Genomic DNA, 21,787 nt, shown 5'->3' on the forward strand with positions numbered 1-21,787 from the left:
CTAACGGCCATTAAGCTTAACGAAACAGGTCATCGGACATGAATAGGGCGGTTCTCTTGAATGGATCGGTTGGGACGGTTCCCTTGTTACGATTGGGCGAAAAGCTGATGGATATTATTCTGCATGTGGGCGCGCACAGAACGGCGACGACCAGCTTTCAAAGGTATCTGAGGGATAATTCCGATGCGATCAGCGCGTCCAAAACCGGTGTTTGGGGGCCATTGCGCACCCGCAAAGGACTGTTTTCAGGTATTTTCCCCGGCCCCAAGATGCAAGGCCGGTCACCCGAACGGGTAAAAGGGCGGGTCGCATTACAAGTGGCACGCGTGCGCGAAACCGGGGTGGCCCGGCTTTTGGTGTCCGAGGAAAACATGATCGGGTCGTCGCGCCACTGCGTGCGCACCGGGTTGCTTTTCCCCGCTGCGGGGGACCGGATGGCGCGCTATTGCGCGGCTTTCGACGGCAAAATTACGCGGATCATACTTAATATCCGGTCACCGGAAACATGGTGGTCTTCGGCGGCGGCATACGCAATTTCACGCGGCCACGGCGTGCCCGATCAATCAAAACTGAACAAGATCGCCACCGCGCAGCGCAGTTGGCGTGATGTAATTACCGATCTGGCCTGCGCCGTACCTGACGCAGAAATCAAGGTCGCCACATTCGAGGAATACGCGGGACGCCCCGATGCCCTGCTGGCCGAGGCGACGGGCGTAACAACCCCTGTTGACCGCGCCTATCATTGGCTTAACCGCGCGCCGGATCTGCCCGCGCTGCGCGCTATTTTGGCCGAACGCGGCCAAGACCCCGATCTGCTGCCCGATCAAACGGGCCGCTGGAAACCCTTTACCGACGCGCAAGCCACCGCTTTGCGTGAAACCTATTCCGATGATCTGTTCTGGCTGACGGCCGGCGCGGATGGTCTGGCACAACTGACAGAAAATAGCGTCCGAGAAAGAGCAGGCAAAAGCCAGCCGTCGGGCGACCCTAAAAAAGGACATCCTCATGACAGCCGACAAAGACACATGGCGCAATCTGGCTGAGGCCGAACTGCGTGGACGCCCCGTTGATGATCTGACCTGGCACACGCTGGAAGGCATCGACGTTAAACCGTTGTATACCGCCGAAGATATCGACGGTCTGGACCACATGGGCGGCATCCCCGGCGAGGCCCCCTTCACGCGTGGTGTGAAGGCGACGATGTACGCCGGCCGCCCTTGGACGATCCGCCAATATGCGGGCTTTTCCACGGCCGAAGAATCCAACGCCTTTTACCGTCGTGCCTTGGCCGCCGGTCAGCAGGGCGTTTCCGTGGCTTTCGATCTGGCGACGCACCGTGGCTATGACAGCGACCACCCCCGCGTCGAGGGCGATGTGGGCAAGGCTGGTGTGGCAATCGACAGCGTCGAGGATATGAAAATCCTGTTTGATGGCATCCCGCTCGACAAGGTGTCGGTGTCGATGACGATGAACGGCGCGGTGATCCCGATTTTGGCGAACTTTATCGTCGCGGGCGAAGAGCAGGGCCATGATAAATCGGTTCTGGCGGGCACCATTCAGAATGACATTCTGAAAGAATTCATGGTGCGCAACACCTATATCTATCCACCGGAACCATCGATGAAGATCATCGGTGACATCATCGAATACACCTCTGACTTCATGCCGAAATTCAACTCGATCTCGATTTCCGGTTATCACATGCAAGAGGCCGGCGCGAACCTGGTGCAGGAACTGGCGTTCACCTTGGCCGATGGGCGCGAATACGTGCGCACGGCCATCGCGGCTGGCATGGACGTGGATAAATTCGCGCCGCGCCTCAGCTTTTTCTTTTGCATCGGCATGAACTTTTTCATGGAGGCCGCCAAACTGCGTGCCGCCCGTCTGCTGTGGTCGCGGATCATGGATGAATTCAAACCGCAAAACCCGAAATCCGCCATGCTGCGCACCCATTGCCAGACCTCGGGCGTTTCGTTGCAGGAACAAGACCCCTATAACAATGTGATCCGCACCGCCTACGAGGCGATGTCGGCGGTCTTGGGGGGCACGCAATCGCTGCACACCAACGCTCTGGACGAAGCCATTGCCCTGCCGACTGAATTCTCGTCACGCATTGCACGCAACACCCAGTTGATCCTCCAAGAAGAAACCGGCGTGACCAATGTCGTCGATCCGCTGGCGGGCAGCTATTACGTGGAAAAACTGACCAGCGATCTGGCCGAGGCCGCGTGGAAGCTGATCGAAGAGGTCGAAGAGCTGGGCGGGATGACCAAGGCCGTGGCGTCGGGCATGCCCAAACTGCGCATCGAAGAAGCTGCAGCCACCCGTCAGGCCAAGATCGACCGGGGCACCGATGTCATCGTCGGCGTCAACAAATACCGCCGCGAAACCGAAGACGCGATTGATATTCTGGACGTTGATAACGTCGCGGTGCGCGACAGCCAGATCAAACGTCTGAAATCCGTCCGCGACACCCGCGACGAGGCCGCCTGCACAGCCGCGCTTGCGGAATTGACGCGCCGCGCAAAAGAGGGCGGCAACCTGTTGGAAGGGGCTGTCGAAGCGGCCCGCGCCCGCGCCACTGTTGGAGAAATTAGCATGGCTATGGAAAGCCAATTCGGCCGTCACCGTGCCGAGGTGAAAACATTGGCCGGCGTTTACGGCGCGGCCTATGAGGGCGACAGCGGCTTTGCCGAAATTCAAAAGTCCGTGGAAGATTTTGCCGAGGCTGAAGGCCGTCGCCCACGGATGTTGGTCGTAAAGATGGGGCAAGACGGGCATGACCGCGGTGCCAAAGTCATCGCGACCGCCTTTGCCGATATCGGGTTTGACGTTGATGTTGGCCCCTTGTTCCAGACCCCAGCCGAGGCCGCACAAGACGCCGTCGATAACGACGTGCATGTCATCGGCATCTCGTCGCAGGCGGCGGGGCACAAGACTCTGGCACCGCAATTGATCAAGGCGCTGAAGGACGCTGGGGCCGATGATATCTTGGTCATCTGTGGTGGCGTAATCCCGCAGCAGGACTATAAGTTCTTGTATGATGCCGGGGTCAAAGCGATCTTTGGGCCGGGCACAAACATCCCCAACGCGGCGCAGGATATTCTGAAGTTGATCCGAGAAGCGCGCGGCTAAGGCCGGAGGGGGCTTTGCTGCACTTTCGATCCACGCTACGTTAAAGAATGAGGGGGCTGTCTGCCCCCTCAAACTCCCCCGAGGATTTAGACCCATTTGGAAGATGAAGTGATGATGGAGTTGGATCACATTGCGATTGCTGGTGAGAGTTTGCCTGAGGCGGTCGCCTATGTTCAAGAAGCCTTGGGCGTGGCCATGCAGCCGGGTGGGGAACATGCGGTGTTTCATACCCATAACAAGTTGTTGGGGTTGGAAGACGGGCTGTATCTTGAGGCGATTGCGGTGAACCCCGACGCGCTTGTGCCGGATCGCGCGCGTTGGTTTGATCTGGACCGGTTCAGCGGGCCTGCGCGGCTGACCAACTGGATTTGCCGGTGTGATGATCTGGATGCAACCTTGCGCGCACTTCCCGATGGATTTGGAGAGCCGGTTCAGCTGCAACGCGGTGATTTAAGCTGGCGTATGGCGGTGCCGCAGTCGGGTATCCTGCCATTTGATAATTGCGCCCCTGCGTTGATCGAATGGCAGGGCGATGCGCACCCCGCGCCGCGGCTTGGGTCGGGGGGCGGCCGTTTGGAGACGTTAGAGGTGCAGCATCCTGATGCCTTGGTACTGGCGGACCTGCTGGTACCATTTTTGCACGACAGTCGGGTTTCATTTGTAGCGGGTGATCCGGGGCTGAAAGCCGCGTTCGATATCGCGGGTCGCAAGGCCGTGTTGAAATGATCCGTGCTGCACTGGCGCAAGACGCAGCCGAGATTGCCGCGATCTGGAACGGCATGATCCGCGATACATTGTTCACTTTTACCACCGACCAAAAGACCGAGACCGGAATTGCCGCCATGATCGCAGACAGGCCGGGGGCCGTTTGGGTCGCGCAGACCGACCGTATCGTTGGCTTTGTGACCTATGCGCAGTTTCGAACCGGGCCGGGGTACCGCACGAGCGTCGAACATAGCATCGTATTGGGCGATGGTGCGCGGGGGCAGGGCGTGGGGCGGGCGTTGATGGATCAGGCGTTTGTATCTGCGGCGCAGCAGGGGCGGCATATCATGGTTGCGGGCATCAGTTCGGCGAATGCAGGCGGGGTGGGGTTTCACGCGGCCTTGGGGTTTGAGCATGTTGGACGGATGCCTGAAATCGCACGCAAAGACGGGCAATGGCTGGATTTGATTTTGATGCAGAAAATGCTGAGCGCCCCCTGACTTCTGCGCTGCGGCGCATTAGGGTAACGCCATGTCGATTTGGTCACGCATCACCGAAGCTTTGTCAGCGCTCACCGCAGGTGAGGGGCTGGCGTCTGTTTTCGACCGCCTGCGCAGCCCGCCAGAGCGGTCGGTCGCCTTTACCATTGCGGTGATCGCCCTTGGCGCAAAGATGGCAAAGGCCGACGGTCAGGTCACCCGCGACGAGGTCACCGCATTCCGTGAAGTGTTCCAAATCGCCGAAGCCGACCAGCAGGGTGCTGCGCGGGTGTTCAATCTGGCCCGGCAGGATGTGACCGGGTTCGAGGATTACGCAAGCCGTATTGCCAGCATGTTCGCAGACCAGCCCGCGATACTGCGCGACCTGATTGAAGGACTGTTTCACATCGCGATGGCCGATGGCATGTATCACCCGAACGAGGACGCGTTTTTGACCCGCGTGGCCGAGATTTTTGCCATGAACGAAAGCGATTTCGCATCACTGCGCGCGCGGTTCGTGCCGGATACATCGCCGTTGCCGCATACGGTTTTAGGGATATCCCCCAATGCGACGCTGGCCGAGGGCAAAGCCGCTTGGCGGCAGTTGGTACGCGAAAACCACCCCGATGCTTTGGTGGCGCGCGGCCTGCCACCAGAGGCGATATCGATGGCGGAAAAGCGGCTGATCGACATTAATCGCGCGTGGGAAACATGGTCAGGCAAGGCGCGCTAATGCGTATCGCGACCTATAATGTCGAATGGTTCACAGGGCTGTTTGACGAGAAAGATCAACTGTTCGACGATGACGCATGGTCGGCGCGGCATAATGTGACCCGAACCCAGCAAACGCAGGCTTTGGGGCGGGTGTTTCGCGCGCTTGATGCGGATGCGGTGATGATCATCGAGGCCCCGGATACAAGTCGCAATCACGCGACCGTGGCGGCGCTACAGAACTTTGCCGCGCATTTCGGCCTGCGTACCACAGACGCGATCATGGGGTTCGCCAACGACACGCAGCAAGAGATTGCGCTGCTCTATGACCCGAGCAAGCTGACGGTCAGCCACAGCCCGGGCGGCGATGAAACCGGGCCGGAGGGGGCAGCAGGAGCGCCGCGTTTTGACGGTGTCTTGCGGATCGATCTGGATATTGACGCCAACGAAGACTTGGTCGTTTTCTCGAAGCCTCCGCTGGAGCTGAGCGTTCAGACCAACACCGGGTTCACGTTCCGGATGATCGGCGCGCATCTGAAATCAAAGGCACCCCATGGTGCCAAGACCCCCGAAGACGTGCTGCGTCTGGGCATTGCCAACCGGCGCAAACAATTGGCGCAGGCGATATGGTTGCGCCGGCGGATCGAGACCCATCTTGAGGCAGGCGATGCGATGATGGTGCTGGGGGATCTAAACGATGGTCCGGGGCTGGATACATTCGAGGATCTGTTCGGGCGGTCGTCGGTCGAGATTGTGATGGGTCACAGGGACGTGAATGCGTTGGTCGACCCACATGCAGAGCGCGCATTGGCGCAACGGATCGGTGCGATGCCCACGACCTCGCGGTTCTGGATAGCACCTGAGAAGCGGTATCTGCAGGCGCTGTTGGATTATATCATGGTCAGCCCTGCGTTTACGCAGCGCAACGCGAGCTGGCGCATCTGGCACCCGCTGGATGATCCCGATTGCTGGGCAGATACCGCATTGCGTGATGCGTTGATCGCGGCATCAGACCATTTCCCCGTGACCATCGAATTTGACGGTTGACCGGCAGATAGCGGTCTATCTTACGTCGGGCGTAAAGATATGCCGCGCCGCAAAACATCGTCTGATCGCGATCTAGGACTTAACGGTTTTAAGCTGAACCTCGGCCCCCAAGGACGCCGCGAGAGAGTTAAGGCGCGCCTCTGCGACCTCGCCAAACAGGGGAAGCATGTCATTGGTGAGCCACAGTTCGAGCTGTTTTTTCTTGGGATACCAACGTATTGAACCGCGGTCTTCATCCTTGTTCATCCACAGCATCGCACCAAAACGCATGGCCTTGCCCAAAATCTCGGCCTCGATACGGGTCTTTTCATCGACCATCTCATAGAGATCTTCAAAACGGGTGTTCTCGCGTTTGTTGGAATAGCGGTGGAGCAGGGCAAGACCTAAAAATATCCGCTCGGAGTGTTTCAGCCCGCCCAGATTGGCGCGGGTGGCATTGTCGAAACAGACCTCGGCGCGGTAATCGGGATGCGCGCGCCAGCTAACATCGTGCAGCAAACAGGCGGCTTTGACCAAGCGTTTGCGCTGTGGCGTGGCGGATTTGTAGAGCGGTAAAATGAAATCGTACAACACCTTGCCGAAACCGGGCATGCGGGCATCTTTGGCCTCGGCAAAGCGGCAGGCTTCGATCAGCGGATCGCGGTCGCGCAGCCGCTGGGGCATCTGTTCGTACAGCATTCCCTCGCGGATACCATAGCTGGAGATGGCGATGTCCTTGGGCTTGAAGGTTTTGACTAGCCGCGACAGGACCTCGGCGGCAAAGGGCACCAACGCCATCCGGCTTGAGGAAACGCCACTGATCTGGCGCAGCTCTTCAAGGTCGGAGTTCTTGATATGCTTGACGGTTTCGCGCACGGATTTGGCGGTCATGCGGTATTCATGAAGCACGTGCAGCGGATAGCCGCGCCGCACCATGTCGATACGGGCAATCGCGCGCCATGACCCACCGACCAGGAACAGGCGATCCCGCTGGGCCCCCATTTTATCGGCCAAGCCTTGCATGATTTCCCGGATATGTTCCTGCCGTGCCTTGGCCCCGCCCTTGATATCGCGCAGTTTGAGCGGCCCAAGCGCCGAGGTGACCCGTTTACCGACGCGGCCTGCGGAAATTTCCGCAAGCTCCATGGACGAGCCACCGATGTCGCAGACCAGACCATAAGCCCCGGGCCAGCCCAACAGCACGCCTTGCGCCGACAGCCTCGCTTCTTCCTCGCCATCGATGACCCAGATTTTGAGGCCGGTTTCGCGTTCGACCTCGTCGCAGAAGTCGCGGCCATCGGATGCATCGCGCACCGCCGCTGTGGCCACCACCGTCAGTTCAGCCAGCTGCATTCCATCAGCGAGTTTTTTGAAGCGTTTCATCGCAGATAAAGCGCGCGCGCGTCCTGGCGGTGAAAGATGCCCGGTTTCAGCCATGCCAGCGCCCAAGGCGCACATGATTTTTTCGTTGTAGAAATAGGCTGGCGATCGGGCGGCCCCGTCAAACACCACCAAACGGACAGAGTTCGAGCCGACATCGACGACACCAACCTTGGCCAATGCGCGGGCCGAGGGGTCTAAAAACAGCGGTTTTCCGAAAAGCCCCAGATCGGCCACGCCGGTTTCAGGGACAGGGGAGGGCGGATTGGTGTCTGGCGTATCTGCCACAAATGCTCCTGCGGGGGCCTTGGTTCGGGTCCAAATTGGCCCAGTTGTGGGGGAAAGGTCAATCGCTAACGGTACGGAGCCTGCTGTAAAAAGGAGAGGGCCTGCGGCCCTCGCGACATTTTTGGCGCGCGCGATGAGGTGGGCCCCCGCGTGGCTGCGGGCGGGATCGGGGAGGAGACATGCGCCTTCGGCGAGAGTTTAATTCGCAAAATGAAAACGAGGTCAGTCTTCGGTATGGGTCAGTTTGGGGACATCTGACGCCCCTGCGCTGCCGCGGCCCGAGAGTGACGGGTTTTCCATGAAGAAACGGTGGCAGTTGAATGCGAATACGCCTTCTTGCAGGGGCGGACGGGTGAAGCTGCCATCGGCGGACATGACCCAGCTTTGCGCCACGTCAGCGAGGTTTGCCGCCATGATCTGGCTGGTGATCTGTGCCTTGACGGTGGGGTTTTCGATTTCCACCAGCGTTTCGACGCGGCGGGTCAGGTTGCGGCCCATCCAATCCGCTGAGGAGATGAAAACGCGGGCCTTTTTATGGGGCAACCCGTAGCCATTGCCAAAGCACACGATGCGTGAATGTTCCAAGAACCGCCCGACGATTGATTTGACGCGGATGTTTTCGGACAGACCTTTGATGCCGGGGCGCAGGCTGCAAATACCGCGCACCACGAGGCTGATTTTGACGCCGGCCTGTGAGGCGGCATAAAGCGCGTCGATCACATCGGCATCGACGATGGAGTTCATCTTCGCCCAAATCTCGGCGGGTTTGCCAGCGGCGGCGTGTTTTGCCTCGGCGGCGATCATGTCGAGCAGACGGGGTTTCAGGGTCAGGGGCGAGATCGCCAGATTGTCCAAGGATTCGGGCTGGGCATAGCCGGACAGGTAGTTGAACACTTTGGTGGCGTCGCGACCCAGCTTTTGATCGCAGGTGAACAGCGACAGGTCGGTATAGATGCGCGCGGTAATCGGGTGGTAATTGCCGGTACCGTAATGCGTATAAGTGACCAGTTGATCGCCTTCGCGGCGCACCACGGTCGAGATTTTCGCGTGGGTTTTCAGGTCGATAAAGCCGTAAACCACATGGGCACCGGCCCGTTCGAGCCTGCGCGACTGGCGGATGTTTGCGGCCTCGTCAAAGCGGGCCTTGAGTTCGACAAGGGCGGTGACGGATTTGCCGTCTTCGGCGGCCTCGCACAGCGCCTCGACGATGGGGCTGTCGCGCGAGGTGCGATAGAGCGTTTGTTTGATCGCCACCACATTGGGATCGCGCGCCGCCTGGGTCAGAAAGCGGACAACCATATCGAAGGTCTCGTAGGGGTGATGCAGCAGCATGTCCTTGGAGCGGATCGCGGCCAGCATATCGCCGTCATGGTCGGTGACCCGTTCGGGCACGCGCGGCGTGAATTGCGGCCACAGCAGATCGGGACGGCTGTCGATGACCAGTTCGGACAGATCACCAACGCCGATCATTCCGTCGATTTCGATGACGTCTTGGGGGCGCACGCCCAGTTCCGCCATCACCACGTTTTTCAGCTTTTCAGGCGCACCTGCAGAGTGGGTCAGGCGTACGACCTCGCCGCGGCGGCGACGTTTCAGGGCGACTTCGAATTCGCGCACCAGATCTTCGGCCTCGTCCTCGACCTCAAGATCGCTGTCACGCAAGACGCGGAATTCAAAGTGGTCTTTCAGTTTGTAGCCGGGGAACAGGCCGGGGACATTCAGCACCAACAGATCTTCGAGCGGGAGGAAGCGCTGGCAGCCTTCGGGGGCGGGAAGAGCCACAAAGCGGTCGATCTTGGCCGGGATGGGCAGCAGCGCCTGTAGGGGGCGCTTGTCCGCCGTCCGTTCCAGTTGCAGCGCAAGCGCGTAGCCGGTGTTGGGGATGAAGGGGAAGGGGTGTGCCGGGTCAATGGCCAAGGGGGACAGGACCGCAAACACTTGGTTCAGAAACACATCTTCGAGATACACCAGATCGGCTTTGTCCAGATCAGCGGCACGTTCGAGCATGATGTTGTGCGCGTCCATCTCGGTCATGAGGTCGACCAGCGTACTTTGCTGGGTCAGCATCAGCTTGCGCGCGTCCTCGTTGATCAGCACCAACTGTTCAGCCGGAGAAAGACCATCAGCGGCGGGGGTCGTATTACCCGCCTGAGCCAATTCGCGCAGGCCCGCCACACGGACGGTGTAAAATTCGTCTAGATTATTGGCTGAAATCGACAGGAACCGCAGGCGTTCAAGCAAGGGGACACGAGGGTTTTGCGCCTCTTCCAGCACGCGCCAGTTGAAACCCAGCCAACTGAGTTCACGGTTATAGAAACGCCCCGGGCCAGACATGTCCAGATCGGGCAATGTTTCAGCTTCGGGGAAGGCGGCCTTGAGGAAATCAGCTTGGTTCATAGCGGCCTTATGGCGTTGGATTACAACAGAATTATGACAAGGGAAGTGGTAAGAGTATCGCGCGGGTTAGGCGCGATTGTCCAGCACTTGTGCAGCAAGGGCACGGGTCACCGGCTTTTTCTGCGCAAGGCTGGCGGCATCAAGGGCAGCAACCAGATCACCGGCTGCGGCAAAGGACCGGTCCATACGGAGCAGCAGATAAGGGATCAGATCGGGTTTAGGGGTCAGTTGCCGATCCGCCAAAAGCTTGGCCAGAACGGCCGTCAGCAGCATGTCGTCGGGCGGATCGAGCGCCGCGGAACCGGCAGCGCCCATGCGGCTGGTCAGGTCCGGCAGGGTCAGGTTCCAGCCGGCAACAGGGGGTGTGCCTGTCATCAGCAGGCTGTGGCCTTCGGCCAGAACCAGATTGTGAAGGTGGAACAGCGCCGTTTCCGCAGCCGCATCGCCTGCGATTGCAGGCACGTCTTCGACGGCGACGCAGCCTTGGGCGAGCTGGGGGATATCGGCATCGGGCAGATCGGCGGCATTGATAATACGCGCGCCGGACATTGCAGCCCACACATGGGTCAGGTGGGTTTTTCCCGAACCGGCAGGCCCCGTCAGCGCGAGTTTATGGCCCGCCCAGCCCTGCCAGCCGTCAATCATTGCCGCCGCAATGGCGTTCGACGGTGCCACAAAGAAATCATCGCGCCCCAGTGCGGTGCGACTGGGAAGCGCAAGGCCAAGCTGTTTTGCCATGTCAGTCGGCCCGTTCGTCCAAGGTGGTTTGCTCAACGCCTTTGTAGAGCACGCTTTCGCGGTATTGTTCCGTCGCAAAGCGCGCGACCACCCCAAGGGCGGCGGCGATGGGCACCGCTGCCAGCATGCCCACAAACCCGAACAGTGACCCGAATACTGACAATGCAAGGATCAGCCAGACGGGGTGTAACCCGACAGAGTCGCCGACCAGTTTCGGGGTCAGAAAGTTGCCTTCGATAGTTTGACCGAGCACGAAAATCGCGGCAACCAGACCGATGGAAATCCAATCGCCCCAGAATTGGAACAAGGCCAAGCCGATGGCCAATACGCCACCCAACACTGCGCCGAGATAGGGGATAAACGTCACCAGCCCGGCGATGAACCCGACAACAAGGCCGAACTGCAACCCGACCAGCATCAGCGCGATGGCATAATATGTGCCCAAGATCAGACAGACAGTGCCCATGCCGCGGATGAAACTGGCGAGGGTCTTGTCGATGTCGCGGGCAAGGCGGCGGATTACAGGCGCGTGGTCGCGGGGCAGCAAGCTGTCGATTTGCGCGACCATGCGGTCCCAATCAAGCAGCAAATAAACGGCCACCACGGGGACGATCACGAACAACAGCAAGATGTTTAACAGCGACGCAGCGGACGCCAAGGCGGTGTTCAGCAATTCTCCGCCGCGTTCTTGGATTGTAGCACCGATGCTTGTGATCGACGTGCGCATGGTTGATCCCTCGACCAGCAAGGCGGGGAAACGGTCGGTCAGGAAATCAATGAAATTGCGGGTGAGCTCGGGGGCGACTTCGATCAGGTTGATCGCTTGGTTGACCAAGGTCGGCACCACCAAAAGCGACATTACGACAAAGATCAATAGAGCCAATAACGTGATCACGGCGGTGGCCATCGCCCGGCTGAGACCCATGGTTTCCAGACGGTCGGCAACCGGATCAAGGAAATACGCAATTGCGGCCCCGATCAGGAAGGGCAGCAGAATATCCCCGGTGAACCAAAGGATCACAAGAAAGACTGCGCCGGCAATCCCCCAGTATTTCAATTGATCTCTGATAGGCAGTGCCATGGGCAACCTCCAAACGCGCGTTCCGTGTTGACATTGCGCACTGCTGCCGGATTTTCAAGGGCCGAGCGCTGCGGTGCCCCCCAAATCACGGTGATGTTTGGCGGATGTGGGGCCTCCGGCGGGGATTTTAGACCATTTGGAAAATGAGCGCCCGAATTGATCTGCGGTTCTTGGGGCTTGAGCTGCTTGACAATGGGGCGGTGGCCATTGCCACTGTGGCCAACAAGGAGACCCGATATGCGCAGTGATTTTGACCGTGAACTTGAACAGCGTTTGGTGCGCTATGCCGCGATTGACAGCCAAAGCGACGAGACCAGCCCGACCAGCCCCAGCACCGATATACAGCTGGATATGTCGCGCCTGCTGGTGGAGGAGCTGGAGGCGATGGGGGCCGCAGATATCGAGCTGACCGACTATGGCGTGGTTCTGGCCACGGTGCCTGCCACGGTCGACGGCGCGCCGGTCATGGGGTGGTGCGCGCATGTGGATACCGCGCCGCAATTTAATGCAACCGGGGTCAAGCCGGTCGTTCATCGCGGGTATAACGGCGGTGATATCACCTTTGCCGACGCGCCAGAGTTAAAGCTGTCACCGGAAGTCGCGCCCTATCTGGCCGAGAAACAGGGCGAAGATATCATCACGGCCAGTGGTACGACCTTGCTGGGCGGTGATGACAAGGCGGGCGTGGCGATTATCATGACCGCCGCGCGGCATCTGTTGGAAAACCCCGAAGTGGCCCATGGCAAGATCAGGCTCGCCTTTACCCCCGACGAGGAAATCGGCCGCGGTGTGGATGCGCGTTTGCCCAAAGATATGGCCTGCGACTTTGCCTATACTTTTGACGGGTCCAAACCCGGTGAGGTGGAGTTCGAGACGTTTTCGGCGGACGCCGCTGTGGTGACCGTAACAGGTGTTTCGGCGCATCCGGGCTGGGCCAAGGATAAGATGGTGAACGCGCTGCATCTGGCGGCGAAGATCCTGATGACCCTGCCGCATGTCACCATGACACCTGAAACGACAGACGGGCTTGAGGGGTTTATCCATGCCTCGACCATCAAAGGCGGGTCGTCCGAAGCGGAGATCAAGTTTATCCTGCGCGATTTTGAGCGCGATGGGTTGGCCCAGAAGGGCGCATTGCTGCAACAGGTGTGTGAAACGGTACGGGCGACGGAGCCGCGCGCGCAGATCACCTGCGAGATCACACCCCAGTATCGCAACATGCGCTATTGGCTGGAAAACGATATGACGCCGGTAACGCTGGCCCATGACGCGGTGCGCGCAGCGGGGATGGAGCCGGTATCGGTTCCCATTCGAGGCGGCACCGACGGTTCGCGCCTGACCGAGATGGGCCTGCCATGCCCGAATATCTTTACCGGTATGCAGGAAATTCACGGACCGCTTGAATGGATATCGGTTCAGGATATGGCCAAGGCATTGCGGGTGGCGCTGGAACTGGCCAAGCGGGCGGTGCCGACCTAGCCATTTGAGGGGCAGGGCGCGCGGGGTGGGGGCGCCATTGGGGCGCTGCCCCAAACCCCGGGATATTTAAGAGCCAGAGAAGACGGGCAGTGTTGGTGATTGTTTCCCTGATGGCTTTGGCATAATCAGGGCCGAAGCCAGTTTGAGAGGATCATCATGCGTCTGTCCCGTTATTTTCTGCCCGTGCTCAAGGAAAACCCGTCTGAGGCGCAAATTGTCAGCCACCGGTTGATGTTGCGGGCGGGCATGATCAAGCAATCCGCTGCCGGGATTTATTCGTGGTTGCCGCTGGGCTTTAAGGTGCTGCGCAAGATCGAGAATATCGTGCATGAAGAGCAGCAGCGCGCTGGGCATATTCCGATGTTGATGCCGACCTTGCAGCCAGCCGATTTGTGGAAAGAATCCGGGCGTTATGACGCGTACGGCCCCGAGATGCTGCGCATCAAGGACCGTCAGGATCGCGATATGCTGTACGGTCCCACCAACGAAGAGATGATCACGGATATTTTCCGCAGCCACGTCGGATCTTACAAGGATTTGCCGCTGACGCTTTACCACATCCAATGGAAGTTCCGCGATGAAATCCGCCCGCGTTTCGGCGTGATGCGCGGCCGCGAATTTCTGATGAAAGACGGCTATAACTTTGATCTGACCAAGGAAGATGCGCTGCATGCCTATAACCGGCATCTGGTCAGCTATCTGCGCAGCTACGAGCGGATGGGTTTGCAAGCCATTCCGATGCGTGCTGATTCCGGCCCCATTGGCGGCGATGATACCCATGAATTCCTGGTTCTGGCCGACACCGGCGAGTCGGAAGTATTCTATGACAGCCAGATCACCGACCTGAAATTTGGCGACCGCAAGATTGATTTTGATTCGGTCGATCAATGTCAGGCCGTGTTGGAAGAATTCACCTCGCGCTATGCACGCACCGACGAAACCCACGACGCCGATCTGTTTGCGCAAGTCCCCGCCGACCGCCAGCGCACCGCGCGCGGCATTGAAGTGGGGCAAATTTTCTACTTTGGTACCAAGTATTCCGACGCCATGGGCGCGACTGTCCAAGGCCCTGATGGTAAATCCACGCCGGTCCACATGGGCAGCCACGGCATTGGTGTCAGCCGTCTGTTGGGCGCGATCATCGAGGCCAGCCATGACGACAAGGGTATCATTTGGCCCGAAGGCGTGACGCCGTTCCATGTGGGGATTGTGAACCTCAAGCAGGGTGACGAAGAGGCCGATGCAGCCTGTCAGGCGCTGTATGATAGCATCACGGCCTTGGGTCTTGAGCCACTGTATGACGACCGTAATGAACGTGCTGGCGGTAAATTCGCGACGATGGATCTGATCGGTTTGCCATGGCGGATCACAGTCGGCCCGCGTGGGTTGAAAAACGGCGTTGTTGAACTCACCTCGCGCCGGACCGGTGAAAGCGAAGAAATGACGCCGGAAGCAGCCGTTGAGAAAATCGCGGCGATCTATCGCGCGATTGCCTAAGGCTGAACGCTGGCTGAATGAAGGGGGGCGGCGGCGCGAGAGCCTGCCGCCCCTTCACCGCTTGACCCGTTGCCTACAAACCAGCAGGTTGCCTGCGACCTACCTGACCGGAGCCCTTTGATGGCGAAACCAGCACAGACCACAGCACCCTTTGCCCCGTTCGAATGGATGATCGCATGGCGATACCTGCGCGCGCGCCGGGCCGAGGGTGGCGTGAGTGTCATGACATGGATCAGCCTGATCGGGATTACCTTGGCGGTGTTCGCGCTGATTGCCACGCTTTCCGTGCGGTCGGGTTTTCGGGCGGAATTCGTTGATACCATTCTGGGCGCCAACGCCCATGTGACGGTCTTTAATATGGCATCGGTTGACGAAAACGGTGTCAGTCAAACCGGGATCACCGATTACGTCGACATGGCGGCGCGGGTGGCACAGGTGCCCGGCGTGACCCATGTGGCCCCCTTGGTGCGCGGTCAGGTGATGGCCAACAAGGGTCAGGCCAACACCGGGATCGAAGTTTACGGCATCGATGGTGCCGATCTGGCCAATCTGCCGCGTATTGCAAACCCTGAAACGGCGCAGGGCGATCTGGCGAATTTCGATCAGGGCATTGCTATCGGGTCCGGCGTGGCGCAGGCGCTGCGGGTTGGGCTTGGCGACCGGATCAAGATCATCTCGCCCAATGGGGTAAAGACCGCCCTTGGCACCAGCCCGCGGATCAACGCCTATGATATCGTGTATATCTTTAGCGCCGGGCGCTATGACATCGACCGCACCCGCGCCTATCTGCCCCTGACCGAGGCGCAGTCGTTCTTTAACCGCGAGGGTATGGCCGACGAGCTGGAAGTCATGGTTGAGGACCCGGATAAGGTTGATAACCTGAGCCAGGCGTTGCTGGCTGCCGCGGGAGACCGCGCGATGGTCTGGACATGGCGCGATGCGTCGGGGGCGTTTCTGGATGCGCTGGATATCGAAGACCGCGTGATGTTCGTGATCCTCAGCATCCTTGTGCTGATCGCCGCGATGAACATCGTATCGGGCTTGATCATGCTGGTGAAAAACAAGGGCCGCGATATTGGCATTTTGCGTACCATGGGCTTGAGCGAGGGGTCAATCCTGCGGGTTTTCTTTATCTGTGGGGCGTTTACGGGCATTATTGGCACCGCCATGGGCGTGATCCTGGGCTGTTTGTTCGCGCTGTATGTCGACCAGATTTTTGGCGTGGTAAACTGGCTGTCGGGCGGCACCGCATGGGATGCATCGGTGCGCGGCATTTATTTCCTGCCTGCCAAGCTGCAATTTGGCGATGTGATGTCAGCCGTCGGCCTGTCGCTGGGCCTGTCGTTCATCGTGACAATCTTTCCCGCGCGCCGTGCTGCGCGGATGAACCCGGTCGAGGCGTTGCGCTATGAATGATCCCGTGTTGCGCCTGTCCGGCATTTCCAAGGCGTATAACGCCGGTCTTCCCAACGAAGTATCGGTTCTGCGCGGCATCGATCTGACCGTCGCCCCGGGCGAGGTCGTGGCGCTGGTCGCGCCATCTGGTGCGGGTAAATCGACATTGCTGCACATTGCGGGGCTGCTGGACACCCCAGACAGCGGGACCGTTGAAATCGCGGGCACCGACATGACCGGCCAGTCTGACCGCAAACGCACGGGCGTGCGGCGGCGCGATGTGGGGTTCATCTATCAGTTCCACCATCTGCTGCCCGAGTTTTCAGCCGTCGAAAACATCGTGCTGCCGCAGTTGGCCAATGGCGTCAGCAAGGACGCCGCCCAGACCCGCGCGCTGCAATTGCTGGATCAGGTGGGTATCGCCCATCGCGCCAGCCACCGCCCTGCCGAACTGTCGGGTGGGGAACAACAACGCGTCGCATTCTGCCGCGCATTGGCGAATGAACCGCGGCTTTTGTTGGCGGATGAACCCACGGGCAATCTGGACCCGGCCACATCGGATCAGGTTTTTGCGGCGTTGATGGAACTGGTGCGCGGCACGGGGCTGTCTGCGGTGATCGCGACCCATAACCTTGATCTGGCCGCACGGATGGACCGCCAGATACGGCTGGACGCAGGGCAGTTGGTACCGCTGTAAGCTATGCCTGCTGGGTCAGCCAGACACCGGCACACATCAGCGCAATGCCCCCCATGCGCGCAGCCCCCAAGGGCGATACCTGCGCCCCGAACAGCCCGAAATGATCAATCGCTGCGGCGCTGATCAACTGGCCCAGCAAAACATAGAACACGGCATTGCCGACGCCAAAATGCGGCGCGATAAACGTGATCGACAGCACGTAAAACGCGACGAACAGCCCGGCCAGAAACAAATGTCGGGGCGCTGCGGGCATCTTGGCAAACCCTTGCGGATTGTGAACGAGCGCGACGATCAGACTGGCCACGAATGCCACGATAAACAGCACCGTCGCCGCCGCCGCGGGCGATCCGATACGCGCCCCCAAAGCCGCATTCAGCCCCGCGAGAATTGGAATGCCGACCCCGGCCAAAAGCATAATGATCGCATAGTAGGCCATGGGAATTCTCAATTTATTCTATCCATTTGACACAGATCATGGCAAAGCATCAGATGAACAGCAAGGCTTAGTCATTGCTATGAAAAGGAAACAAAAATGCGTTTGCCCCTGATGTCGATCATGTTTGGCCCGCTGGCCCTTGCAGCCTGCGTTGAAACCGGCATGCCAGAACGGCCCGAGGGCGCGGCGTTTTTTGCCGATAACTGTACGGCATGCCATGGCACATCCGCACGCGGCGATGGCCCCTTGGCCGGGAACCTGACCACCACGCCGCCTGACCTGACCCTGTTGTCGCGCAACAATGACGGCCGGTTCCCGCAAACCAAAACGCTGGCCTATATCTATGGCGATCCGCAGGAAAACCACCTGACCCGCGTCATGCCCGACTTTGGCAAGGAAATGGCGCTGGATCTGGTGCCTGTCGAACTTGATGGCGCATGGACCCCTACACCGCGCGTGCTGGCAGGGCTGTTGGTCTATCTGGAAAGCATCCAGCGCTAGTCGCAAATCCCGCGCAATTCGACCCCGTCCCACGGCATACGCACCGCATAGGCGCGGCTTTGGGGCAGGGGGGCGACGGGCATGACCTGCGAAATCAGCGCATGCAACCGCTTGGTACGCGGCGCTTGCGGGGCAAGCGCACGGCAACAGACGAATTCCTCGACGATGGCACCCTGTTGTTCAAAGCCAAAGTCGTGGAACTGCGGTTTTGCTTGCAGATCAAACAGATAGGGGTCTGCCATTCCGCCATGTTCAAACGCCGCACGCAGCGGGGAATACCCCGTCGTCGCGCGGTTTTGCCATTGCCACACATGGGTCAGCTCGTGGCTGAACACCATCGTTTCAATAAGGCCGATCTGGTCCGGATAGTCAGGCAGATAATCGTCCAGATACCAATCTTTGTCGAACAGCACGGTGTTGAACGCGGCCATCGCAGCGGGCTTGGTCGTGATGACTTCGCCCACCTTTTCGGGGGGCAGAATACGTTCGCGGCACGTGGTGCGCGGGCGCGCCTTGCGGGTCATGGTAACCGCCTTGGACGGGGCCCCATCATGCAGCCGCACCCGCGCGACATTCAGCGTATCGCCGGTCAGGCTATGGGCAAATGCCGATTCATTATCCGTCAACGGACGCCCGCAAGAGGCAAGGAGCAACAGGAGGATCAGCGCGCGTTTCATGCGCAAACCGTGGGTGAAAGCGGGGCGGCGATCAAGGGGAATTTTTGCGGTGATGGGGGAGGTGTGTGGTTGTGTGCGTGGGTGCGCGCTTGGAGGTCGGGTACGCGTGGGTTTGGGTGGAGGTCGGGTTACGCGGTGGTCGGGTACGCGTGGGTTGCACCCACCCTACGTAGGGTGGGTGCAACCCACCAAAGCCCCATCACCCCACAAACCGGATAATTATTGGATGTGACGACGTCCATTCCCCAACCTCTGTTCCGTCGAAGCCCCTTCCCCATGGGGATGAGCGGCATTGCCGCGAACGTGCGAAGCACATGGAAGGGGCTATGCGCCAAAGGCGCATGGGATACGGTCAGGGATGTGGTTTGTGGGGTGTCGTCGTGTCGACGTGGTATTATTTGATACAGCACTCAAAAATTTGCGGTCACTAATGAGTTCTATTTAATAATATATTCAGGTTTCTCGTAAGGTGATGACATACTTCGCGCGATCACTTTGCTCCACATATTTAATACCGTAAAGTTGACCCGTTATTTCACCATCCCTATCGGTGTATTCAATCACTAGATCCAAGATTCCGTCGAATTTCTCGATCTTGCCATAATGGCGGCTATCAAGAGTACCATCATTTTTGAAATGGACGGCTGAAATAGAGCAAATCTTCTCAGTCCCAGAAACTAAGTTTGCTGAAAAATTTGATACACTTTCACCGGTATTTACAATTCTGAGATCGTGAACGAATCTATTTTGACCGGAAGAACCGCTGTTTTGAAAACTAATCTGAAGCGTTGGCTGCAGAGCCTTTTTACGTTGATTTTCCTTGAAACTAAGTACTTGCCGTTCTTGTTCTAGGGTCTCACGTGTGACCGAAACTAGCTCTTTCTGCTGGGTCACGGAGTTGGCAAGCTCCTTTGCCTGCAATTCAAGAGTCGCTACACTATTTTGCAATTCCCGTCCCTGTTGAAAAAAGCCAAGGACAATCCAGAAAATTGCGAGCGGCCCAAACGCCCCAGCAAGTAAATCCCCAAGTTCGTTCAACGAGATTGGCTTAATTTCAATCGCGCCAAGAGTTCCTAGTAGCGGAACGCCGCCAATAAGAATGATCAAATAGATCCAAGTCGCTGCCAGTCCCCGCTTGGCTAAAATATGTTGTTCTTTGTCACTCAAACATCCAACTCCTCCACAAACTGCGCGTTATCCTGAATATACTGATAGCGCAGTTCGGGCTTTTTCCCCATCAGACGTTCCACCAGATCGCCGGTCTCGCCGGGCACGTCTTCCTGCACTGTCACGCGGATCAGTTTGCGGGTGGCGGGGTCCATTGTGGTTTCTTTCAAATCCTTCGCGTCCATCTCGCCCAAGCCTTTGAACCGTTGCAGGTCGATCTTGCCTTTACCGCCCAGACCTTTTTCCAGCCACAGGTCCTTTTCCGCGTCATCGGATACATAGACGCGTTTGGCCCCTTGGGTCAGACGGTACAGCGGCGGGCAGGCGAGGTACAAATGGCCTGCGTCGATCATCGGGCGCATTTGGGTGTAAAAGAACGTCATCAGCAGCGCCGCGATATGCGCGCCGTCGACATCCGCATCGGTCATGATGATAATTTTATCATAGCGCAGATCGTCCAGCACGAATTCGCTGCCCATCCCGACGCCAAGCGCCTCGCATAGATCGCTGATCTCGGCGTTGGTGTTCAGCTTGCCCGATGCGGCACCCAGCACGTTCAGGATCTTACCCTTCAGCGGCAGCAGCGCTTGGTTCACACGGTTGCGTGCGCCTTTGCCCGATCCGCCAGCCGAATCCCCTTCCACGATGAACAATTCGGTGCCTTCGCGGGTTTTGGAGGTACAATCCGTTAGCTTGCCGGGCAGCCGCAGCTTTTTGGTCGCAGTCTTGCGGGCGGTTTCCTTTTCCTGACGGCGGCGCAGGCGTTCCTCGGCCCGTAGCACAAGGAAATCAAGGATCGCACCGGCGGATTTTGTGTCGGCCGCCAGCCAGTTGTCAAAGTGGTCACGCACGGCGTTTTCCACCATGCGTTGCGCGTCAACAGTGGCCAGCCGGTCTTTGGTCTGGCCCACGAATTCAGGCTCGCGGATGAAACACGACACCAGCGCGCAGCCGCCTGTGATCAGGTCGTCGCGGGTGATGGTGCCGGCCTTTTTATTGCCGACCAGTTCGCCGTATGCCTTGACGCCTTTCAGGATCGCAGACCAGAAACCGGCCTCGTGGGTGCCGCCTTCGGGGGTGGGGATGGTGTTACAGTAAGACTGGATGAACCCGTCGCGCGACGGCGTCCAGTTGATCGCCCATTCGACCTTGCCCGGTGCGTTGAATTTCTCGCGGAAATCCACGGTGCCGCCAAAGGGGGCTTCGGCATAGGTGGTTGATCCGCTTAGAGTTTCGTTCAGGTAATCGGACAGACCGCCGGGAAAGTGGAACGTCGCTTCGGTCGGGGTGTCGCCATCGGTCTGTCCGCATTTCCAGCGGATTTCGACGCCGGAAAACAGATAGGCCTTGGACCGCGCCATCGCGAACAGCCGCGCAGGTTTCAGTTTCAGCGCGCCAAAGATTTCGGGATCGGGGTGAAAGGTCACCGCCGTGCCGCGCCGATTTGGGGCAGCACCGATCTTGGCCAGTGGCCCTTGGGGTTTGCCGCGCGAAAATTCCATCGCGAACAATTCACGGTTACGCGCCACTTCGACCCGCAGGTGGTCGGACAGCGCGTTCACAACGGATGACCCCACACCGTGCAGACCGCCCGATGTCTCGTACGAATCGCCTGAGAATTTGCCGCCTGCGTTCAGGGTACAAAAGATGATCTCGAGCGCGGATTTGCTGGGGTCTTTGGGGTGCGGGTCAATCGGAATGCCGCGCCCGTTGTCGCGCACGGTGACATGGCCGTTCTCGTGCAGCTCAAGTTCGATCCAGGTGGCGTGGCCTGCAACGGCTTCGTCCATCGAGTTATCGACGATTTCAGCGACCATGTGATGCAATGCGCGGTCGTCCTTGCCCCCGATATACATACCGGGGCGCAGGCGGACGTGCTCCATATCCTCGAGCACCTCGATGGATGAAGCATCATATTCCTTGGCCGTGGGCTGCGCACCGGAAAGAAGATCGGACATAAGGGGGGCCTGCCTGTCTATTGCTTTTGTTAGGGTCCTA

Annotated in this window: 19 protein-coding genes; 11 read left to right on the plus strand and 8 right to left on the minus strand. The window is 58.9% G+C overall.

The features are described 5' to 3' along the window. Positions 1-38: 38 nt before the first annotated feature. The 6 genes from KZZ06_RS14390 to KZZ06_RS14415 all read left to right on the plus strand — a co-directional run bounded on the left by KZZ06_RS14390 (position 39) and on the right by KZZ06_RS14415 (position 6,077). A complete protein-coding gene (locus KZZ06_RS14390; RefSeq protein WP_257884373.1) occupies positions 39-1,043 on the plus strand; it encodes a hypothetical protein in 1,005 nt (334 codons plus the stop codon). After that, entirely contained in the window at positions 1,006-3,135 is a 2,130-nt protein-coding gene (scpA, locus tag KZZ06_RS14395) for a methylmalonyl-CoA mutase (RefSeq protein ID WP_219580817.1), read from the plus strand. The genes KZZ06_RS14390 and scpA overlap by 38 nt, the downstream gene beginning before the upstream one ends. A 111-nt stretch (positions 3,136-3,246) precedes the next feature. Beyond that, on the plus strand, positions 3,247-3,861 hold the full coding sequence (locus KZZ06_RS14400) for a VOC family protein (protein ID WP_219580953.1): 615 nt from the start codon (positions 3,247-3,249) through the stop codon (positions 3,859-3,861). Then, positions 3,858-4,340 (plus strand): GNAT family N-acetyltransferase, encoded by a 483-nt coding sequence (locus KZZ06_RS14405; protein ID WP_219580818.1) that lies wholly within the window; start codon positions 3,858-3,860, stop codon positions 4,338-4,340. The genes KZZ06_RS14400 and KZZ06_RS14405 overlap by 4 nt, the downstream gene beginning before the upstream one ends. A gap of 31 nt (positions 4,341-4,371) precedes the next feature. Beyond that, a complete protein-coding gene (locus KZZ06_RS14410) occupies positions 4,372-5,052 on the plus strand; it encodes a molecular chaperone DjiA (RefSeq protein ID WP_219580819.1) in 681 nt (226 codons plus the stop codon). Next, entirely contained in the window at positions 5,052-6,077 is a 1,026-nt protein-coding gene (locus KZZ06_RS14415) for an endonuclease/exonuclease/phosphatase family protein (protein ID WP_219580820.1), read from the plus strand. Before KZZ06_RS14410 ends, KZZ06_RS14415 begins: the two co-directional genes overlap by 1 nt. Positions 6,078-6,149: 72 nt before the next feature. On the opposite strand, the gene ppx is transcribed toward KZZ06_RS14415, so the two are convergent. The 4 genes from ppx to KZZ06_RS14435 form a co-directional block, all read right to left on the minus strand. Next, positions 6,150-7,724: an exopolyphosphatase gene (gene ppx / locus KZZ06_RS14420; protein ID WP_308340023.1), complete on the minus strand. Its 1,575-nt coding sequence runs from the start codon at positions 7,722-7,724 to the stop codon at positions 6,150-6,152. Between the two features lie 222 nt (positions 7,725-7,946). Continuing rightward, the gene (locus tag KZZ06_RS14425; RefSeq protein WP_219580821.1) at positions 7,947-10,121 is read right to left on the minus strand and encodes an RNA degradosome polyphosphate kinase; all 2,175 of its coding nucleotides are present in this window, start codon (positions 10,119-10,121) and stop codon (positions 7,947-7,949) included. A 66-nt stretch (positions 10,122-10,187) separates the two neighbouring features. Continuing rightward, positions 10,188-10,859 carry a chromosomal replication initiator DnaA gene (locus KZZ06_RS14430; RefSeq protein ID WP_219580822.1) on the minus strand — a complete coding sequence of 224 codons (672 nt, stop codon included), beginning with the start codon at positions 10,857-10,859 and terminating at the stop codon, positions 10,188-10,190. A gap of 1 nt (position 10,860) precedes the next feature. Beyond that, positions 10,861-11,940 carry an AI-2E family transporter gene (locus KZZ06_RS14435; RefSeq protein ID WP_219580823.1) on the minus strand — a complete coding sequence of 360 codons (1,080 nt, stop codon included), beginning with the start codon at positions 11,938-11,940 and terminating at the stop codon, positions 10,861-10,863. Positions 11,941-12,177: 237 nt separating this feature from the next. Here KZZ06_RS14435 and pepT point away from each other — a divergent pair, with 237 nt between their 5' ends. The 4 genes from pepT (at position 12,178) to KZZ06_RS14455 (ending at position 17,008) form a co-directional block, all read left to right on the plus strand. Then, entirely contained in the window at positions 12,178-13,419 is a 1,242-nt protein-coding gene (gene pepT, locus KZZ06_RS14440; RefSeq protein ID WP_219580824.1) for a peptidase T, read from the plus strand. Positions 13,420-13,575: 156 nt separating this feature from the next. Next, positions 13,576-14,916: a proline--tRNA ligase gene (gene proS / locus KZZ06_RS14445; RefSeq protein ID WP_219580825.1), complete on the plus strand. Its 1,341-nt coding sequence runs from the start codon at positions 13,576-13,578 to the stop codon at positions 14,914-14,916. A gap of 168 nt (positions 14,917-15,084) precedes the next feature. Then, positions 15,085-16,332, plus strand: coding sequence for a lipoprotein-releasing ABC transporter permease subunit (locus KZZ06_RS14450; RefSeq protein ID WP_219580955.1), 1,248 nt, complete (start codon positions 15,085-15,087; stop codon positions 16,330-16,332). Beyond that, on the plus strand, positions 16,325-17,008 hold the full coding sequence (locus KZZ06_RS14455; protein ID WP_219580826.1) for an ABC transporter ATP-binding protein: 684 nt from the start codon (positions 16,325-16,327) through the stop codon (positions 17,006-17,008). Before KZZ06_RS14450 ends, KZZ06_RS14455 begins: the two co-directional genes overlap by 8 nt. A 1-nt stretch (position 17,009) precedes the next feature. On the opposite strand, the gene KZZ06_RS14460 is transcribed toward KZZ06_RS14455, so the two are convergent. Beyond that, the gene (locus KZZ06_RS14460; protein WP_219580827.1) at positions 17,010-17,444 is read right to left on the minus strand and encodes a DMT family transporter; all 435 of its coding nucleotides are present in this window, start codon (positions 17,442-17,444) and stop codon (positions 17,010-17,012) included. A gap of 96 nt (positions 17,445-17,540) precedes the next feature. On the opposite strand from KZZ06_RS14460, the gene KZZ06_RS14465 reads away from it, so the two are divergent. Continuing rightward, the gene (locus KZZ06_RS14465; protein ID WP_257884374.1) at positions 17,541-17,945 is read left to right on the plus strand and encodes a cytochrome c; all 405 of its coding nucleotides are present in this window, start codon (positions 17,541-17,543) and stop codon (positions 17,943-17,945) included. On the opposite strand, the gene KZZ06_RS14470 is transcribed toward KZZ06_RS14465, so the two are convergent. From KZZ06_RS14470 to KZZ06_RS14480, 3 genes are all read right to left on the minus strand, one after another. Then, complete coding sequence (locus KZZ06_RS14470) at positions 17,942-18,622, minus strand: hypothetical protein (protein WP_219580828.1); 681 nt, start codon at positions 18,620-18,622, stop codon at positions 17,942-17,944. The genes KZZ06_RS14465 and KZZ06_RS14470 overlap by 4 nt on opposite strands. A 453-nt stretch (positions 18,623-19,075) precedes the next feature. Further along, positions 19,076-19,789 carry a hypothetical protein gene (locus tag KZZ06_RS14475; RefSeq protein WP_219580829.1) on the minus strand — a complete coding sequence of 238 codons (714 nt, stop codon included), beginning with the start codon at positions 19,787-19,789 and terminating at the stop codon, positions 19,076-19,078. Then, positions 19,786-21,747: a type IIA DNA topoisomerase subunit B gene (locus KZZ06_RS14480; RefSeq protein ID WP_219580830.1), complete on the minus strand. Its 1,962-nt coding sequence runs from the start codon at positions 21,745-21,747 to the stop codon at positions 19,786-19,788. Before KZZ06_RS14480 ends, KZZ06_RS14475 begins: the two co-directional genes overlap by 4 nt. Between the last annotated feature and the right edge of the window lie 40 nt (positions 21,748-21,787).

It is taken from the genome of Sulfitobacter sp. CW3 (assembly GCF_019392245.1).
GTDB lineage: Bacteria > Pseudomonadota > Alphaproteobacteria > Rhodobacterales > Rhodobacteraceae > Sulfitobacter.

What these genes read in the sequence shown, in the direction of transcription:
- KZZ06_RS14390 (WP_257884373.1), top strand. Translation starts at nt 39, where the DNA reads ATGAATAGGGCGGTTCTCTTGAATGGATCGGTTGGGACGGTTCCCTTG.
- scpA (WP_219580817.1), top strand. Translation starts at nt 1,006, where the DNA reads ATGACAGCCGACAAAGACACATGGCGCAATCTGGCTGAGGCCGAACTG.
- KZZ06_RS14400 (WP_219580953.1), top strand. Translation starts at nt 3,247, where the DNA reads ATGATGGAGTTGGATCACATTGCGATTGCTGGTGAGAGTTTGCCTGAG.
- KZZ06_RS14405 (WP_219580818.1), top strand. Translation starts at nt 3,858, where the DNA reads ATGATCCGTGCTGCACTGGCGCAAGACGCAGCCGAGATTGCCGCGATC.
- KZZ06_RS14410 (WP_219580819.1), top strand. Translation starts at nt 4,372, where the DNA reads ATGTCGATTTGGTCACGCATCACCGAAGCTTTGTCAGCGCTCACCGCA.
- KZZ06_RS14415 (WP_219580820.1), top strand. Translation starts at nt 5,052, where the DNA reads ATGCGTATCGCGACCTATAATGTCGAATGGTTCACAGGGCTGTTTGAC.
- KZZ06_RS14425 (WP_219580821.1), bottom strand. Translation starts at nt 10,121, where the DNA reads ATGAACCAAGCTGATTTCCTCAAGGCCGCCTTCCCCGAAGCTGAAACA.
- KZZ06_RS14430 (WP_219580822.1), bottom strand. Translation starts at nt 10,859, where the DNA reads ATGGCAAAACAGCTTGGCCTTGCGCTTCCCAGTCGCACCGCACTGGGG.
- KZZ06_RS14435 (WP_219580823.1), bottom strand. Translation starts at nt 11,940, where the DNA reads ATGGCACTGCCTATCAGAGATCAATTGAAATACTGGGGGATTGCCGGC.
- pepT (WP_219580824.1), top strand. Translation starts at nt 12,178, where the DNA reads ATGCGCAGTGATTTTGACCGTGAACTTGAACAGCGTTTGGTGCGCTAT.
- proS (WP_219580825.1), top strand. Translation starts at nt 13,576, where the DNA reads ATGCGTCTGTCCCGTTATTTTCTGCCCGTGCTCAAGGAAAACCCGTCT.
- KZZ06_RS14450 (WP_219580955.1), top strand. Translation starts at nt 15,085, where the DNA reads ATGATCGCATGGCGATACCTGCGCGCGCGCCGGGCCGAGGGTGGCGTG.
- KZZ06_RS14455 (WP_219580826.1), top strand. Translation starts at nt 16,325, where the DNA reads ATGAATGATCCCGTGTTGCGCCTGTCCGGCATTTCCAAGGCGTATAAC.
- KZZ06_RS14460 (WP_219580827.1), bottom strand. Translation starts at nt 17,444, where the DNA reads ATGGCCTACTATGCGATCATTATGCTTTTGGCCGGGGTCGGCATTCCA.
- KZZ06_RS14465 (WP_257884374.1), top strand. Translation starts at nt 17,541, where the DNA reads ATGCGTTTGCCCCTGATGTCGATCATGTTTGGCCCGCTGGCCCTTGCA.
- KZZ06_RS14470 (WP_219580828.1), bottom strand. Translation starts at nt 18,622, where the DNA reads ATGAAACGCGCGCTGATCCTCCTGTTGCTCCTTGCCTCTTGCGGGCGT.
- KZZ06_RS14480 (WP_219580830.1), bottom strand. Translation starts at nt 21,747, where the DNA reads ATGTCCGATCTTCTTTCCGGTGCGCAGCCCACGGCCAAGGAATATGAT.